This window comes from Pseudomonas sp. NBRC 111123 (genome assembly GCF_001320205.1).
Classification (GTDB): Bacteria; Pseudomonadota; Gammaproteobacteria; order Pseudomonadales; family Pseudomonadaceae; genus Aquipseudomonas; species Aquipseudomonas putida_J.
This window is the reverse complement of record NZ_BCAZ01000036.1, coordinates 1-14,940: the sequence shown is the minus strand read 5'-3', so window position 1 is coordinate 14,940 and position 14,940 is coordinate 1. Positions and strand designations below refer to the sequence as shown.

The following is a 14,940-nucleotide window of genomic DNA, read 5'->3' as shown; positions in this document are numbered from 1 at the left end:
TGAAACACGTCTTTTCCGCCTGTCGTCCTGCTCTTAGTCTGGCCCCACGCTTCAGACAGAGAGACCGTGATGACAACAATAACAATCAACGAAGTCGGCATGCGCGATGGCCTGCAAAGCCTGCACACGGTGATGCCGACTGCCGCCAAGATGCGCTGGATCGACAGTGCCTATGCCGCCGGCGTGCGCCATATGGAAGTCGCTTCATTCGTGCCGGCCCGGCTGCTGCCGCAGATGGCCGACGCCAGGCAGGTGGTGGCCCACGCCCTGACGTACCCCGATCTGCTGGTGACCGTGCTGGCGCCCAATCAGCGGGGGGCGCAGGATGCGCTTGAGTCTGGCGCCCAGCGCATTGTCGCGCCGGTATCGGTCAGTACCGCCCACAGCCTGGCCAACGTGCGCCGCACGCCCCAGGAAATGGTCGAGGAGCTGGGGCGTATGTGCCAGCTGCGCAGCGAGCTGGGGCGTCATGATGTACAGATCATCGCGGGCATGTCGGTGGCCTTTGGCTGCACCCGCCAAGGTGATGTGCCATTGGCCGACCTGTGCGCACTGACCCGTCAGGTTATCGAGGCCGGCTGCGACCTGGTCTCGCTCGGTGACACCACCGGCTACGCCAACCCAGGCCAGGTGGCCACGGTGATCCAGGCCGTGCGCGCCATTGCCGGCGAGCGCCTGCGCGCCGCGCATTTCCACGACACCCGTGGCCTGGCCTTGGCCAACAGCCTGGTGGCGGTGCAGCAGGGCATTCGCGAGCTGGATGCATCGCTCGCCGGCCTTGGCGGTTGTCCGTTCGCACCGGGGGCGTCGGGCAACACGGTGACCGAGGACTTGGTGTTCATGCTGCAGAGCATGGGCTTTGACACCGGCATCGACCTGCCGGCGCTGATCGCATCCCGCCAGCTGCTGCGCGAGGCGCTGCCGGATGAACCGCTTTACGGCGCCGTTGCCCGCGCCGGCCTGCCGCTCAACTACCGAGGGAACGCGTAATGTCCAGACTCCCCTTGGACGGCATTCGTGTCGTCGAGATTTCGCACATGGTCATGGGCCCCACCTGCGGCATGATCCTTGGCGACCTGGGTGCCGAAGTGATCAAGATCGAGCCCACCCGCGGTGACGGTACGCGCCGTCTGCTGGGGGCGGGGGCGGGGTTCTTTCGCACCTTCAACCGCAACAAGCAGTGCATCGCCGTCGACGTCGACACGCCCCAGGGCCATGAGGCGGTGCTGGCGCTGATCGACACCGCCGACGTGTTCATCGAGAACTTCAAGCCTGGGCGCATGCACACGCTGGGCTTGGACTACAGCACGCTGCGCCAGCGCAACCCGCGGCTGATCTACGCCTCGCACAAGGGCTTCCTCAGTGGCCCGTACGACAACCGCCTTGCCCTGGACGAAGTGGTGCAGATGATGGCCGGCCTGGCCTACATGACCGGGCCGGTGGGGCGCCCGTTGCGCGCCGGCAGTTCGGTGAACGACATCATGGGTGGCATGTTCGGCGCCATTGGGGTGCTGGCCGCACTCAACGAGCGCAACACCACCGGTGTCGGTCGAGAAGTGCAGAGCGCGCTGTACGAGAACTGTGTGTTGCTCGCGGCCCAGCACATGCAGCAGTACGTGGTAACCGGCCAGGCGGCGGCGCCGATGCCCAACCGCATCAGCGCCTGGGCCATCTACGACGTGTTCACGTTCGCGGGCGGCGAACAGATGTTCGTTGCCGCCACGGGTGAGGGCCAGTGGCATGCCTTGTGCCAGCTGTTAGGCCAGACGGCGTTGCTCAATGACCCGACATTGGCCAGCAACAATGACCGTGTGTTGCAGCGGCCGCGGTTGTTGGCGCATCTGGCCGAGGTATTCGCCATCCTTGATGCCCGGCAATTGGCCGTGGAACTGGAGGCCAACGGCATTCCCTTCGCGCCGATTCGCCGCCCGGAAGAGTTGTTCGACGACCCCCACCTGACCCAGAGCGGCGGTATGGCGGACCTGTTGCTCGAAGATGGCAGCAGCACGCCGATGCCCTTGCTGCCGCTGTCGCTGGACGGCCAGCGCCTGCAGCCGCGCCGGCCGATCCCGCGGATTGGTGAACACACGCACAAGGTCATGCGCGAACTGGGCTATAGCGAGGAGCACATCGCCGAACTGTGTGCGGCCGGTGTGCTGAAAACCGACGATCAGGCCCAGGGAGTGCACTGAATGGCAATCTATCGATACGACACGTTGATACCGGCCATTCACCCGGAAACCTTCATTGCCGAAGATGCCACGGTGATTGGCGACGTCACCCTGGAGCAGGGGGCAAGTGTGTGGCCCCAGGCGGTGCTGCGCGGTGACAACGAGCCGATCCGTATCGGCCAGCACAGCAATGTCCAGGAAGGCGCGGTGCTGCATGCCGACCCGGGCTTTGCCCTGACCGTGGGCCGCAACGTCACCATCGGCCACCAGGCGATGCTGCACGGTTGCACCATCGGCGATGGCGCGTTGGTCGGGATTCAGGCGGTGGTGCTCAATGGCGCGGTGATCGGCCGCAATTGCCTGGTCGGTGCTGGCGCCATCGTCACCGAAGGCAAGGTGTTCCCCGACAACTCGCTGATCCTCGGAGCGCCGGCCAAGGTGGTGCGTGAACTGAGCCCCGAAGCCATCGCTGGCATGCAGGCCAATGCCGCCGAGTACGTGCGCAAGGGCCAGGCCTTCAAGGACAAGCTCGTGCGTATTGGCTGACACGTTGCAAGCGGTGCCCACAACGGGTGCCGCCGCTCTCCAATAATTACAAGAATGGAGATCCACCATGGTTGCCTTGACCGGCGAAGTGGCGCGCGAGCGCGCCGACAGCCACATCGATGAACTGCTGCTGTACCGCCGCGTGGCCTGGCGCATCATGCCGCTGGCCATCATCTGCTTTCTGTTTTCCTACTTCGACCGCATCAACATCAGCTTTGCCAAGACCCAGATGCAGGCTGAACTGGGCCTGAGCGACGCCGCCTATGGCCTGGCCGCGAGCATGTTCTTCATCGGCTACGTGCTGTTCGAGGTGCCGAGCAGCCTGGGCCTCAAGCGCTACGGGGCGCCGGCGTGGATCTGCCGGATCATGGTGTCCTGGGGCCTGGCCACGGCGGCGCTGGTGTTCGCCTACACCCAGTACACGCTGTATTTCCTGCGCTTTCTGATCGGGGTGATGGAGGCCGGGTTCGGGCCGGCGATCCTGTTCTACCTGGCCTGCTGGTTCCCCAGGAAACACCTGGCGAAGATGAACGGCCTGTGGTTCCTTGCCGTGCCCCTGGCCGGCGCGGTGGGCGGACCGGCGGCGGGGTTCCTGCTGGGGACCATGGATGGCGTGCTGGGCCTGGCCGGCTGGCACTGGCTGTTCCTGATGTCGGGGTTGCCGTGCGTGCTGCTGGGTGGCCTGGTGCTGTGGAAGCTGGACCGCGATATCGAGTCGGCCAGGTGGCTGAGCCGCCAGGAGAAAGACCTGCTGGCAGAGAACCTGGCCCAGGACAGGCGCGTGCAGAAGCCGGTGCTGGGGTCGATCTGGCGGGTGCTGCTGACTCGTGAAGTGGCGATCATGGCGTTCATCTACTACGTGGTGAAAACCGCCTCCTACGGCCTGAATTTCTGGATGCCGCACCTGATCAAGTCGTCCGGCGTGCAGGACATGCTCTGGGTCGGCGTGCTGTCGGCGCTGCCCTATGCTGTGGCCTGCATCGGCATGGTGCTGCTGACCCGGCGCTCCGACCGCACCGGCGAACGCAAGCGTTACCTGGTGTATTGCCTGCTGGCGTCGGCGCTGGGTTACCTGCTGGCGTGCCTGTTCGCCGACTCGTCCTGGGCGATGATGGCGGCGCTGGTGCTGGCCACGGCAGGTACCTTCATCGCCATTCCGATCTTCTGGACCATCCCGCAATCGACCTTCTCTGGCCTGGCCATCGCCACCGGCACCGCGGCGATCAACTCGGTCGGCCAGTTGAGCGGCATCGTCGCGCCGGTGATGGTCGGCAAGATCAATGACCTGACCGCCAGCAGCTACATGGGCATGCTGTCGATTGCCCCGCTGATCCTGATCGCCTGCCTGGTGGTGATGCGCTACGTCAGGAACCCCAAAGCCTGAGTTCCACTGCTTTCTCCAACAAGAACAACAACAAGGCGAAACCATGAACATTTCCCTCTCCCAGCGGGCATCGCTGATGCTCGCGATGCTTGGCTGCGCGTGCCCGGCGGCCCAGGCAGGCTTTGTCGACGATGGCAAGGGCAGCCTGGAGCTGCGCAACTTCTACTTCGACCGCGATTTCCATGGCGATACGGCCAGCCAGTCGCGGCGTGGCGAATGGGCTCAGGGCTTCATGCTCAAGTGGCAATCCGGCTATACCGACGGGGTGGTCGGACTTGGTCTGGACGCGGCCGGCATGTTGGGCATCAAGCTCGATTCCTCGCCCGACCGCAGCGGGACCGGGTTGTTGCCGCGAGGCAGTGACAAGCGTGCGGTGGACGACTACGGCAAGGCGGTTGCCACGTTCAAGGCCAAGCTGTCGCGGACCGAGTTGCAGGTCGGTGGGCTGAGCCCGCAGTTGCCGCTGCTGGCGTCGAACTACAGTCGCCTGTTCCCGCAGTGGTTCAACGGGGCGCAGGTGGTCAGCAAGGACCTGGACAATGTCACGTTCAGCGTGCTGCAGGTAGATGCGACCAAACTGCGCGACTCCACTGACTTCGAAGACCTGACGGCGATGGCGCAACAGGGCGCTTATTCAGCGACGGTGAGCAGTGACCGGCTGTATTACGCCGGGGTCGATTACCAACCCGTGAAGAACTTGACCGTCAGCCTGCACACCAGCGAACTCGAAGACCTCTTCCGCCGTGATTTCGCCGGTTTCAAGTACCGCGTCGCCCTGGTGGCGGGGGAGGCGTTCACCGAGTGGCGCTGGTTCAACGCCAGGGAACAGGGCAGGGCGTTGCTGGGGGCGGTCGACAACCGCACCTTGAGCACAAACTTTGGTTACAGCCTGCATGGCCATACTTTCAGCGGCGGCTACCAGAAGGTCAGCGGTGACACCGCATACGCCTATGTGGGCGGCACCGATACCTACCTGTTCAGCGAACAGCAGATCAGCACGTTCGCACTGGCCAACGAGCGTGCGTGGATGCTGCGTTATGACTACAACTTTGCCGCCTTGGGCATCCCGGGGCTGACGTTCAATGTGCGCTATGTGAAGGGGGACCAGGTAGACCCGCAGCGGATCGCCACGGTCAAGGGCAGGGCCCTCGAGGCACGGGGTGGTGAGGGCGAAGAGTGGGAGCGCACCACGGACATCACCTATGTGGTGCAGTTGGGGCCATTCAGGAACGTGTCGCTGCGCTGGCGCAATGCGAGCATGCGATCCAATTTTGCCGATGCGGCGGATGAGAACCGGGTGATCGTTGGGTACTCCTTCGAATTCTGATGAGTCTGGCGCGTTCGGGGTAGGAGCGGCCTTGCCGGGGCGTTCCTACGGGGGGAGTGTCAAGGCGCAGGCTGTCGCAGGCTCTGAAACCGGTTTCAAAAGATTTCCAAACCCGCTAGATTACGCGGCTTTTCCGGCCCGGCCGGACACCAGATGGCGCAATCCAAGGCCGCCCAATGCTGATGAGGACGCGAAATGCCTGAGCATGCCCCCGACAACCCGCGCCGGGACTTCCTGCGCAAAACCTTGACCCTGATCCCGGTGGTCACCGTGGCCAGTACCGGCCTTGGTGCCAGCCAGTTGCTGGCCGAGCCGGTGCGCGAGCCCAAGGTGCCGGCCACACCTCCGGCCGGCAACTATCAGCCAACCTTCTTCACCGCTGAAGAGTGGGCGTTCCTGCAAGCGGCCGTGTCACGCATCATCCCCGCCGACGAGCTCGGCCCCGGTGCGTTGGAGGCTGGCGCCGCCGAGTTCATCGACCGCCAGATGAACACCCCTTACGCCACCGGCGCCCAGTGGTACATGCAGGGCCCGTTCAAGGCCGATGCCGCACCAGAGCTCGGCTACCAGTTGCAACTCAGCCCGCAACAGATCTACCGCTTAGGGATAGCTGCCACGGAGGCCTGGTGCAAGAACGCCAGCGGTAAAACGTTTGCCGAGCAAGATAGCGCTACCCGAGACAAGATCCTCGGCAAGATCGAAGCCGGTGAGATCGTTTTCGAGCAGTTACCGGCCAAGGTGTTTTTCAGCCTGCTGGTGCAGAACACCCGCGAGGGCTTTTTCTGCGACCCGATGCACGGCGGCAACAAAGGCATGGTCGGTTGGACGCAGATCGGCTTCCCGGGTGCCCGGGCAGATTTCATGGACTGGGTCGAGCGCAACGCGCCTTACCCGTTCCCGGCAGTATCGATTCGTGGCGAGAGGGCGTAAGGCATGGCCAATGCAATGAAAAAGGCTGACGTGGTCATCGTCGGCTTCGGCTGGGCCGGTGCGATCATGGCCAAGGAACTCACCGAAGCCGGGCTGCAGGTGGTGGCGCTGGAGCGCGGGCCGATGCAGGACACCTATCCGGACGGCAGCTACCCGCAGGTGATCGACGAGCTGACCTACAGCGTGCGCAAAAAGCTGTTTGTCGATGTGTCCAAAGAAACCGTCACCATCCGCCACAGCGTCAACGATGTTGCGTTGCCCAACCGCCAGCTCGGCGCCTTCCTGCCGGGCAAGGGCGTCGGCGGCGCGGGCCTGCACTGGTCGGGCGTGCACTTTCGGGTCGACCCGATAGAGCTGCGCATGCGCAGCCACTACGAGGAACGCTACGGCAAGCGCTTTATCCCCGAAGACATGACCATTCAGGACTTCGGCGTCAGCTACGAGGAACTCGAGCCGCATTTCGACTTTGCCGAGAAGGTCTTCGGCACCTCGGGCCAGGCCTGGACCGTCAACGGCAAACGGGTTGGCGAAGGCAAGGGCGGCAACCCCTACGCGCCTGACCGCTCAAGCCCGTTCCCGCTGGAGTCGCAGAAGAACGTGGTGTCGGCCAAGCTGTTCGAAAAGGCTGCGGCCAGCCTCGGCTACAAGCCTTACAACCTGCCGTCGGCCAACACCTCCGGGCCGTACACCAACCCATACGGCGCGCAGATGGGCCCGTGCAACTTCTGCGGTTTCTGCAGCGGCTATGTCTGCTACATGTACTCCAAGGCCTCGCCGAACGTGAACATCCTGCCGGCACTGCGCCAGGTGCCGAACTTCGAGCTGCGCGCCAACGCCCACGTGCTGCGGGTGAACCTTGACCACAGCAAGCGCAAGGCCACCGGCGTGACCTACATCGACGCCCAGGGCCGCGAGGTGGAGCAGCCGGCGGACATCGTCATCCTCGCTGCCTTCCAGTTCAACAACGTGCGCCTGATGTTGCTTTCCGGCATCGGCAAGCCTTACGACCCAATCAAGAACGAAGGCGTGGTCGGGCGCAACTTCGCCTACCAGAACATGGGCACGGTCAAGGCGTTCTTCGACAAGGACACCTACACCAACAACTTCATCGGGGCCGGCGGCAACGGCGTGGCCATCGACGACTTCAACGCCGACAACTTCGACCATGGGCCCCATGGCTTCGTCGGGGGTTCGCCGATGTGGGTCAACCAGGCCGGCAGCCGGCCGATCGCCGGTGTCGCCAACCCGCCGGGCACCCCGGCCTGGGGCAGCGCCTGGAAGAAGGCCACCGCCGACTACTACACCCACCAGGTGTCGATGGACGCCCACGGCGCGCACCAGTCGTACCGCGGCAACTACCTCGACCTCGACCCGACCTACCGCGATGCCTACGGCCAGCCGCTGCTACGCATGACCTTCGACTGGCAGGAGAACGACATCAAGATGAACCAGTTCATGGTCGACAAGTTGAGCAAGATCGCCCAGGCGATGAACCCCAAGTCCATCGCCATTCTCGGCAAGAAGGTCAAGGAGCACTTCAACACCGCCAGCTACCAGACCACCCACCTCAACGGTGGCGCGATCATGGGCAACGACCCTACAACCTCCGCCCTGAACCGCTACCTGCAGAGCTGGGACGTGCACAACGTGTTCGTCCCCGGTGCTTCGGCGTTCCCCCAGGGCCTGGGCTACAACCCCACTGGCCTGGTCGCCGCGCTGACCTACTGGTCAGCCCGGGCGATCCGCGAGCAGTACCTGAAAAACCCCGGCCCGCTGGTTCAGGCTTGAGGAGCGATGAACATGAAGAACCTGTTGATCGCAACCCTGCTGCTGGGCGCCACCGCAGCCGCCCAGGCAGACGACGCCCTGGTAAAGAAAGGCGAGTACCTGGCCCGTGCGGGTGACTGCGTGGCCTGCCATACCGCCAAGGGCGGCAAGCCCTTTGCCGGTGGGCTGCCGATGCAGACCCCGATCGGCACGGTGTACTCCACCAACATCACCCCGCACGCCAGCGGCATCGGCCAGTACAGCTTCGCCGACTTCGACCAGGCCGTGCGCAAAGGCATTGCCAGGGACGGCAGCACCTTGTACCCGGCCATGCCGTACCCGTCCTATGCACGGGTCAGCGACGACGACATGCAGGCGCTGTATGCGTACTTCATGCAAGGTGTCGAGCCGGTCGCGCAGCCCAACAAGCCCAGCGATATCCCCTGGCCATTGAGCATGCGCTGGCCGCTGTCGATCTGGCGCGGGCTGTTCGCCCCAGAGGTGCAAGCCTGGCAGGCGCCAGCCGGTGCAGACCCGGTGGTCAGCCGCGGCGCCTACCTGGTCGAAGGCCTGGGGCACTGTGGCGCCTGCCACACCCCGCGCGCCCTGACCATGCAGGAAAAGGCTCTGAGCCCGGCAGATGGTGAGCAGTTCCTGGCTGGCAGTGCGCCGCTGGAAGGCTGGATCGCCAAGAACCTGCGTGGCGACTACAAGGACGGCCTGGGCAGCTGGAGCGAGGCACAGCTGGTGCAGTTCCTCAAGACCGGGCGCAGTGACCGCAGTGCGGTGTTCGGCGGCATGAGCGATGTGGTGGAACACAGCCTGCAGCACATGAGCGACGCCGACCTGACCGCCATCGCCCGTTACCTGAAGACCCTGCCGCCGAGCGATCCGAACGACAAGCCGCATGCCTACGACAAGCAGGTAGCCGATGCCTTGTGGCAGGGCGACGACAGCAAGCCGGGGGCGTCGGTGTACATCGACAACTGCGCGGCCTGCCACCGCACCGATGGCCATGGCTACACCCGGGTGTTCCCGGCGCTGGCGGGCAACCCGGTGGTGCAGACGGCGGATGCCACCTCGCTGATCCATGTGGTGCTGGCGGGCGGCACGGTGCCGGCGACCCATGCGGCACCGTCGAACTTCACCATGCCGGCGTTCGGCTGGCGCTTGAGCGATCAGGAAGTGGCGGATGTGGTCAATTTCATTCGCACCAGCTGGGGTAACCAGGGCAGTGCGGTCAGCGCCAGTGACGTGAAAACACACCGGTAACTGCAACCCCGGTTCCTGTAGGAGCGGCCTTGTGTCGCGAAAGGGCCGCGAAGCGGCCCCGACCATACTTGCTTTATCGCCGATATCCTGGGGCTGCTTCGCAACCCTATCGCGACACAAGGCCGCTCCTACAGTTGACGAGCGCAGAGACTTCTGCTGTATTGAAACCGGTTTCATTCGCCGTTACCCGACAACAATCACAAGGGACTCGCAATGACCGATTCACCCCCCTATGCCCGCGAGCGGGTGACCATCAGCGAAGTGGCGCGTGTTGCCGGTGTGTCAAAGGCCACGGTCTCGCGTTACATCGGTGGCGATCGCCAGCTGCTGGCTGAAGCCACCGCCAAACGCCTGGAAGAGGTCATCGAGCGCCTGGGCTACCGGCCCAACCAGATGGCCCGCGGCCTCAAGCGTGGCCAGACGCGCTTGATCGGCATGCTCGTGGCCGACATTCTCAACCCCTATTCAGTGGCCGTGATGCATGGCGTGGAAACCGCCTGCCGCCAGCACGGCTACAGCCTGGTGGTATGCAACACCAACCGTGACGACGAACAGGAGCGCCACCACCTGACGGCCCTGCAGTCCTACAACGTCGAAGGGCTGATCGTGAACACCCTCGGCCGCCACCCCGGCGAACTGCTCAACCTGCAGCGCGACATCCCCATGGTGCTGGTCGACCGGCAACTGCCAGAGCTCAAGGTCGACCTGGTGGGCCTGGACAACGCCGATGCCATCGAGCAGGCCCTGGACCACCTGCAGGCGCGGGGCTACCGCGACATCCTTGCGGTCACTGAACCGCTGGATGGCACCAGTTCGCGGCTGGAGCGGGTGCAGGCCTTTACCGCATCGATCAGCAACCGCAACGGCATGCGCCAGCAATTGCTGGAAGTCGACGCCGGTTTGCAGGCCAAGCTGGGTGCCTTCCTTGCCAGCAAGGGCCACGGCCCGCAGGCGATCTTCACCTTCAACGGCGTGGCCACCCTGGCGGTTACCCGTGTGTTGCACGATTCGGGCTGCAGGCTGTTCAGCGACGTGGGCCTGATCGCCCTCGACGAACTGGACTGGTACCCCTTGGTCGGCAGCGGTATCACCGCACTGGCCCAGCCCACCGAGCGCATTGGCGTGGCGGCTTTCGAGTGCCTGCTCGAACGCCTGCGCGGCAGCAACGACGTGCCTCGACGCATCGATTTCAAAGCAACATTGATCACCCGAGGTTCTACCCAAGCTCACCCATGACGAGCGGGCTGCAGCGCTGCCCGCATTGCTGCAATCAAAAATGAAACCGGTTTCATAAGGACAACAACAATGCACGCGAATCCCGTTTCCATCAGCCTCTCCAGCTACGGCGCCAGCCTTGTGCGGCAGCGTGGCCAGTTGAGTTTTGTCGAACTGCTGGCGGCTGCCGGCGCCAGCCGGATCGAACTGCGCGAAGAGTTGTTCGACGAAGCGCCGGACACTGCCGCGCTCTGGGCAGCGATCGCCGCGTCGGGGCTGGAATGTCTGTATTCCTCGCCGCTCGAACTGTGGACGGCACAAGGCCAGCCGCACCCACGCCTGCCCGCAAAGCTGGCTCTGGCCCGGGCATTGGGCGCCGTGGCGCTGAAGGTTTCACTTGGGTATTACCATGAGCAATGCGATGTGGGGGCCTTGCAGGCGCTGCTGCACGAGGGTGACCCTGTGTTGCTGGTGGAGAATGACCAGACCGCACAAGGCGGGCGCATCGAACCGCTGCTGCGTTTCTTCCAGCATGCGCAGGGCTGGTCCCTGCCGCTGGGCATGACCTTCGATATCGGCAACTGGCAGTGGCAGGGTGAGTCCGCGTTGCAGGCCGCTCGCCAGCTTGGCCGCTGGGTGCGCTACGTGCACTGCAAGGCCGTGCAGCAAAGCGCAGATGGCCGCCTGCACGCGGTGCCGCCGAAGGCTGCCGACCTGCTGGCCTGGGAGGCGCTGTTCGATGAATTCAGCCCGGGCCTGGTGCGTGCGGTCGAATACCCGCTGGTCAGCGATGACCTGCTGGCGCTGACCCGCGCCCAGGTGCACAACCTGGCCAGGCTGGGCTTGGGCCTGGGCGAGGAGGTGAGCCATGCCTGAACATGACGTGCTGTGCTTTGGTGAAACCATGGCCATGTTCGTCGCCGAACAGGCGGGTGACCTTGCCAGCGTCGGCGCCTTCACCAAGCGCATTGCCGGTGCCGACAGCAACGTTGCCATCGGCTTGGCCCGGCTGGGCTTTGCTGTGCGTTGGCTGAGCCGGGTGGGCGATGATTCGCTGGGGCGTTTCGTGCTCGCCAGCCTGCGCCAGGAAGGCTTGGACTGCAGCCGCGTCGAGGTCGATGGCAGCCGGCCGACCGGCTTCCAGTTGAAGGGCCGCTGCGACGACGGCAGCGACCCGGCCGTGGAGTATTTCCGCGCCGATTCCGCCGCCAGCCGCCTGTCCACCGCGCTGCTCGACCCGGCGTTGCTGCAGGCCCGCCACCTGCATGCCACGGGCATTCCGCCAGCTCTGTCGACCAGCTGCCGGGCTCTGTCCCATGCGCTGATCGACGGCATGCGTGCGGCCGGGCACAGTATTTCCTTCGACCCCAACCTGCGCCCGTCGCTGTGGCCCGACCGCGAGACCATGATCCGCGAAATCAACGCCCTGGCCGTGAAAGCCCATTGGGTGCTGCCTGGCTTGGAAGAGGGCCGTTTGCTCACCGGCCAGCACACGCCCGCCGACATCGCTGCGTTCTACCTCGACCAGGGCGTGGAGAAGGTAGTGATCAAGCTCGGTGATGCGGGGGCTTACTACCGCACCCGCCATGACTGCGGGCAGGTCGCGCCGGTAGCGGTGGCCAATGTAGTGGACACGGTGGGCGCCGGCGATGCCTTCGCCGTCGGTGTGGTCAGTGCGCTGCTCGATGGCCGCCCATTGGCCGACGCGGTGGCGCGCGGCAACTGGTGCGGCAGCCGCGCCGTGCAATCACGTGGCGACATGGAAGGCCTGCCACACCGCCATGAGCTGCAAGCGCACGAACTGCGCAGAAGTGCCTGAACCGCTGAACGCCGGCTTGCCGGCCCTGTTGCGACAAAAACAACAAGCTCAGGAGAACGTTTCATGCAACCGACTCGCCTCGCACCACGCCGTTGGTGGTACATCATCCCGATCGTCTTCATCACTTACAGCCTGGCCTACCTGGACCGCGCCAACTATGGCTTTGCGGCTGCCTCGGGCATGGCCGACGACCTGAAGATCACGCCCATGCTGTCCTCGCTGCTGGGGGCGCTGTTCTTCCTTGGCTATTTCTTCTTCCAGGTACCCGGCGCGATCTACGCGCAAAAACGCAGCGTGAAGAAACTGATCTTCGTCAGCCTGATCCTCTGGGGCGGCCTGGCGACCCTGACCGGGATGATCAGCAACGTCTACCTGCTGATCGGCATCCGCTTCCTGCTCGGCGTGGTGGAAGCTGCGGTGATGCCGGCCATGCTGGTGTACCTGTGCCACTGGTTCACCCGCGCCGAGCGCTCACGTGCCAACACCTTCCTGATGCTCGGCAACCCGGTGACCATCCTGTGGATGTCGGTGGTATCGGGCTACCTGATCAAGCACTTCGACTGGCGCTGGATGTTCATCATCGAGGGCCTGCCGGCGGTGCTCTGGGCCTTCATCTGGTGGCGCCTGGTGGATGATCGGCCCGCCCAGGTGAAGTGGTTGAGCGAACCGGAAAAGGCCAGCCTGCAGCAGGCACTGGACGCCGAGCAGCAGGGCATCAAACCCGTGAAGAACTACCGCGAGGCGTTTCGTTCACCCCAGGTGATCGTGCTGTCGCTGCAGTACTTCTGCTGGAGTATCGGGGTGTATGGTTTTGTGCTGTGGCTGCCGTCGATTCTCAAGCAGGCGGCCAATGTCGATATCGTCGCGGCCGGCTGGCTGGCCTCGGTGCCGTACATGGCGGCGGTGCTGGGCATGATCGGTGTGTCCTGGGCGTCAGACCGGCTGCAGAAGCGCAAGCGTTTCGTCTGGCCACCGTTGTTGATCGCTGCCGTGGCGTTCTATGGGTCTTACGCACTGGGTACAGAGCATTTCTGGCTGTCCTACGCGCTGCTGGTGGTTGCAGGTGCGTGCATGTATGCGCCCTATGGGCCGTTTTTTGCCATCGTGCCGGAGATCCTGCCGAGCAACGTCGCCGGTGGAGCCATGGCGCTGATCAACAGCATGGGCGCGCTGGGTTCGTTCGGTGGCTCGTGGCTGGTGGGCTACCTCAATGGCGCCACTGGCGGCCCTGGCGCCTCTTACCTGTTCATGTCGGGTGCGCTGCTGACCGCCGTCGCGCTCACCGCCGTATTGAACACTTCACACACCTCCGGCCGGGCCAAGCGCGGCGGCCCACGGCTGGCCATGAGCCAATAGGAAACAGCCATGAAGAAACGCATCGTCTTGTACAAACGCCTGTCCGACGCTTTGCTGGCAAAGCTGCAGGGACAGGTGGACGTGACCTGGGTGGACACCAGTGCCGCCGACGGCCTGGCGCGCCTGCGCGATGCCTTACCGGGGGCGCATGGCCTGTTGGGCGCCAGTTTGCGCCTGGACAGCGAGCTGCTTGACCTGGCGCCGCAGCTGGAAGTGATTTCCAGTGTGTCGGTAGGGGTCGACAATTACGACATCGCCGACCTGACACGCCGCGGGGTGCAGCTGACCAACACCCCTGACGTGCTCACCGAGACCACCGCCGATACCGGCTTTGCGCTGATCCTGGCCACCGCGCGGCGGGTGGTCGAACTGGCCGGCTGGGTACGCGAGGGGAAGTGGCAGGCGAGCCTTGGGCCGGCGCACTTCGGTACCGATGTGCATGGCAAGACCCTGGGTATCGTCGGCATGGGGCGCATTGGTGAAGCATTGGCGCGACGCGGCGCTGCCGGCTTCGGCATGCGCGTGCTGTACCACAGCTCGCGGGCCAGGCCCGAAGTGGACGCGCGTTACGCGGCACGTTACTGCAGCTTGGATACGCTGCTGGCCGAGGCGGATTACTTGTGCCTGACGGTGCCGCTCAGTGCCAGCACCGAGGGTCTGATCGGCGCGCGCGAGCTGGCGCTGATGAAACCCGAGGCGATCCTGGTGAACATTGCCCGTGGGCGGGTGGTGGATGAGGCTGCGTTGTTCGAGGCGCTGCAGCAAAAGCGGATTCGCGGGGCAGGGCTGGATGTGTTCGTGCAGGAGCCACTGGCTGCCGATTCGCCGTTGTTGCAGCTCGACAATGTGGTGGCAACGCCGCACATCGGCTCTGCGACCCATGAAACGCGGGAGGCCATGGCGCGGTGTGCGGTGGACAATCTGCTAAGCGCGTTGGCGGGCCAGCGCCCGCCGAATTTGGTCAATGGCAGGTGATCCAGCGTGGTCAACGCTTTTCTGTAGGAGCGGGTTTACCCGCGAACACCGGCGAAGCCGGTGCCATGCACCGAGTCGCCTTTTTCGCGGGTAAACCCGCTCCCACAGGGGGGCGCGTCAAACTTTGCAGTAATGGCTTACTTGAAATCCCACCGCATCTGGGTAGCGATACTCACCC

The 14,940-nt window shown here is 64.5% G+C and carries 13 protein-coding genes; all 13 read left to right on the top strand.

Features of this window, described 5'->3' with window-relative positions; genetic code table 11:
• Positions 1-69 precede the first annotated feature (69 nt).
• On the top strand, positions 70-990 hold the full coding sequence (locus APH27_RS17980) for a hydroxymethylglutaryl-CoA lyase (RefSeq protein ID WP_060485546.1): 921 nt from the start codon (positions 70-72) through the stop codon (positions 988-990).
• Positions 990-2,192, top strand: a complete 1,203-nt coding sequence (locus APH27_RS17975; RefSeq protein WP_033695974.1) for a CaiB/BaiF CoA-transferase family protein — start codon at positions 990-992, stop codon at positions 2,190-2,192. The genes APH27_RS17980 and APH27_RS17975 overlap by 1 nt, the downstream gene beginning before the upstream one ends.
• Entirely contained in the window at positions 2,193-2,717 is a 525-nt protein-coding gene (locus APH27_RS17970) for a gamma carbonic anhydrase family protein (RefSeq protein WP_060485545.1), read from the top strand. It abuts the gene before it with no gap.
• A 67-nt stretch (positions 2,718-2,784) separates the two neighbouring features.
• The gene (locus APH27_RS17965; RefSeq protein WP_060485544.1) at positions 2,785-4,101 is read left to right on the top strand and encodes an MFS transporter; all 1,317 of its coding nucleotides are present in this window, start codon (positions 2,785-2,787) and stop codon (positions 4,099-4,101) included.
• A 43-nt stretch (positions 4,102-4,144) separates the two neighbouring features.
• Positions 4,145-5,428 (top strand): OprD family porin, encoded by a 1,284-nt coding sequence (locus APH27_RS17960; RefSeq protein ID WP_060485543.1) that lies wholly within the window; start codon positions 4,145-4,147, stop codon positions 5,426-5,428.
• Between the two features lie 195 nt (positions 5,429-5,623).
• On the top strand, positions 5,624-6,358 hold the full coding sequence (locus APH27_RS17955; protein WP_027917388.1) for a gluconate 2-dehydrogenase subunit 3 family protein: 735 nt from the start codon (positions 5,624-5,626) through the stop codon (positions 6,356-6,358).
• 3 nt (positions 6,359-6,361) lie between these two features.
• Positions 6,362-8,146, top strand: a complete 1,785-nt coding sequence (locus APH27_RS17950; RefSeq protein WP_060485542.1) for a GMC family oxidoreductase — start codon at positions 6,362-6,364, stop codon at positions 8,144-8,146.
• A gap of 12 nt (positions 8,147-8,158) precedes the next feature.
• On the top strand, positions 8,159-9,397 hold the full coding sequence (locus APH27_RS17945) for a cytochrome c (RefSeq protein WP_027917386.1): 1,239 nt from the start codon (positions 8,159-8,161) through the stop codon (positions 9,395-9,397).
• A gap of 213 nt (positions 9,398-9,610) precedes the next feature.
• The gene (locus tag APH27_RS17940) at positions 9,611-10,633 is read left to right on the top strand and encodes a LacI family DNA-binding transcriptional regulator (protein WP_060485541.1); all 1,023 of its coding nucleotides are present in this window, start codon (positions 9,611-9,613) and stop codon (positions 10,631-10,633) included.
• Between the two features lie 69 nt (positions 10,634-10,702).
• Positions 10,703-11,488 carry an AP endonuclease gene (locus APH27_RS17935; RefSeq protein WP_060485540.1) on the top strand — a complete coding sequence of 262 codons (786 nt, stop codon included), beginning with the start codon at positions 10,703-10,705 and terminating at the stop codon, positions 11,486-11,488.
• A complete protein-coding gene (locus APH27_RS17930; RefSeq protein WP_060485539.1) occupies positions 11,481-12,431 on the top strand; it encodes a sugar kinase in 951 nt (316 codons plus the stop codon). The genes APH27_RS17935 and APH27_RS17930 overlap by 8 nt, the downstream gene beginning before the upstream one ends.
• Positions 12,432-12,494: 63 nt before the next feature.
• Positions 12,495-13,787, top strand: coding sequence for an MFS transporter (locus tag APH27_RS17925; protein WP_060485538.1), 1,293 nt, complete (start codon positions 12,495-12,497; stop codon positions 13,785-13,787).
• A 9-nt stretch (positions 13,788-13,796) separates the two neighbouring features.
• On the top strand, positions 13,797-14,762 hold the full coding sequence (locus APH27_RS17920) for a D-glycerate dehydrogenase (RefSeq protein WP_060485537.1): 966 nt from the start codon (positions 13,797-13,799) through the stop codon (positions 14,760-14,762).
• Positions 14,763-14,940: the final 178 nt, after the last annotated feature.

Bases quoted from the DNA above. Each gene is read 5' to 3' on its own strand.
- APH27_RS17940 (WP_060485541.1), top strand. From the start codon at position 9,611: ATGACCGATTCACCCCCCTATGCCCGCGAGCGGGTGACCATCAGCGAA.
- APH27_RS17945 (WP_027917386.1), top strand. From the start codon at position 8,159: ATGAAGAACCTGTTGATCGCAACCCTGCTGCTGGGCGCCACCGCAGCC.
- APH27_RS17920 (WP_060485537.1), top strand. From the start codon at position 13,797: ATGAAGAAACGCATCGTCTTGTACAAACGCCTGTCCGACGCTTTGCTG.
- APH27_RS17955 (WP_027917388.1), top strand. From the start codon at position 5,624: ATGCCTGAGCATGCCCCCGACAACCCGCGCCGGGACTTCCTGCGCAAA.
- APH27_RS17960 (WP_060485543.1), top strand. From the start codon at position 4,145: ATGAACATTTCCCTCTCCCAGCGGGCATCGCTGATGCTCGCGATGCTT.
- APH27_RS17980 (WP_060485546.1), top strand. From the start codon at position 70: ATGACAACAATAACAATCAACGAAGTCGGCATGCGCGATGGCCTGCAA.
- APH27_RS17975 (WP_033695974.1), top strand. From the start codon at position 990: ATGTCCAGACTCCCCTTGGACGGCATTCGTGTCGTCGAGATTTCGCAC.
- APH27_RS17970 (WP_060485545.1), top strand. From the start codon at position 2,193: ATGGCAATCTATCGATACGACACGTTGATACCGGCCATTCACCCGGAA.
- APH27_RS17925 (WP_060485538.1), top strand. From the start codon at position 12,495: ATGCAACCGACTCGCCTCGCACCACGCCGTTGGTGGTACATCATCCCG.
- APH27_RS17930 (WP_060485539.1), top strand. From the start codon at position 11,481: ATGCCTGAACATGACGTGCTGTGCTTTGGTGAAACCATGGCCATGTTC.
- APH27_RS17935 (WP_060485540.1), top strand. From the start codon at position 10,703: ATGCACGCGAATCCCGTTTCCATCAGCCTCTCCAGCTACGGCGCCAGC.
- APH27_RS17965 (WP_060485544.1), top strand. From the start codon at position 2,785: ATGGTTGCCTTGACCGGCGAAGTGGCGCGCGAGCGCGCCGACAGCCAC.
- APH27_RS17950 (WP_060485542.1), top strand. From the start codon at position 6,362: ATGGCCAATGCAATGAAAAAGGCTGACGTGGTCATCGTCGGCTTCGGC.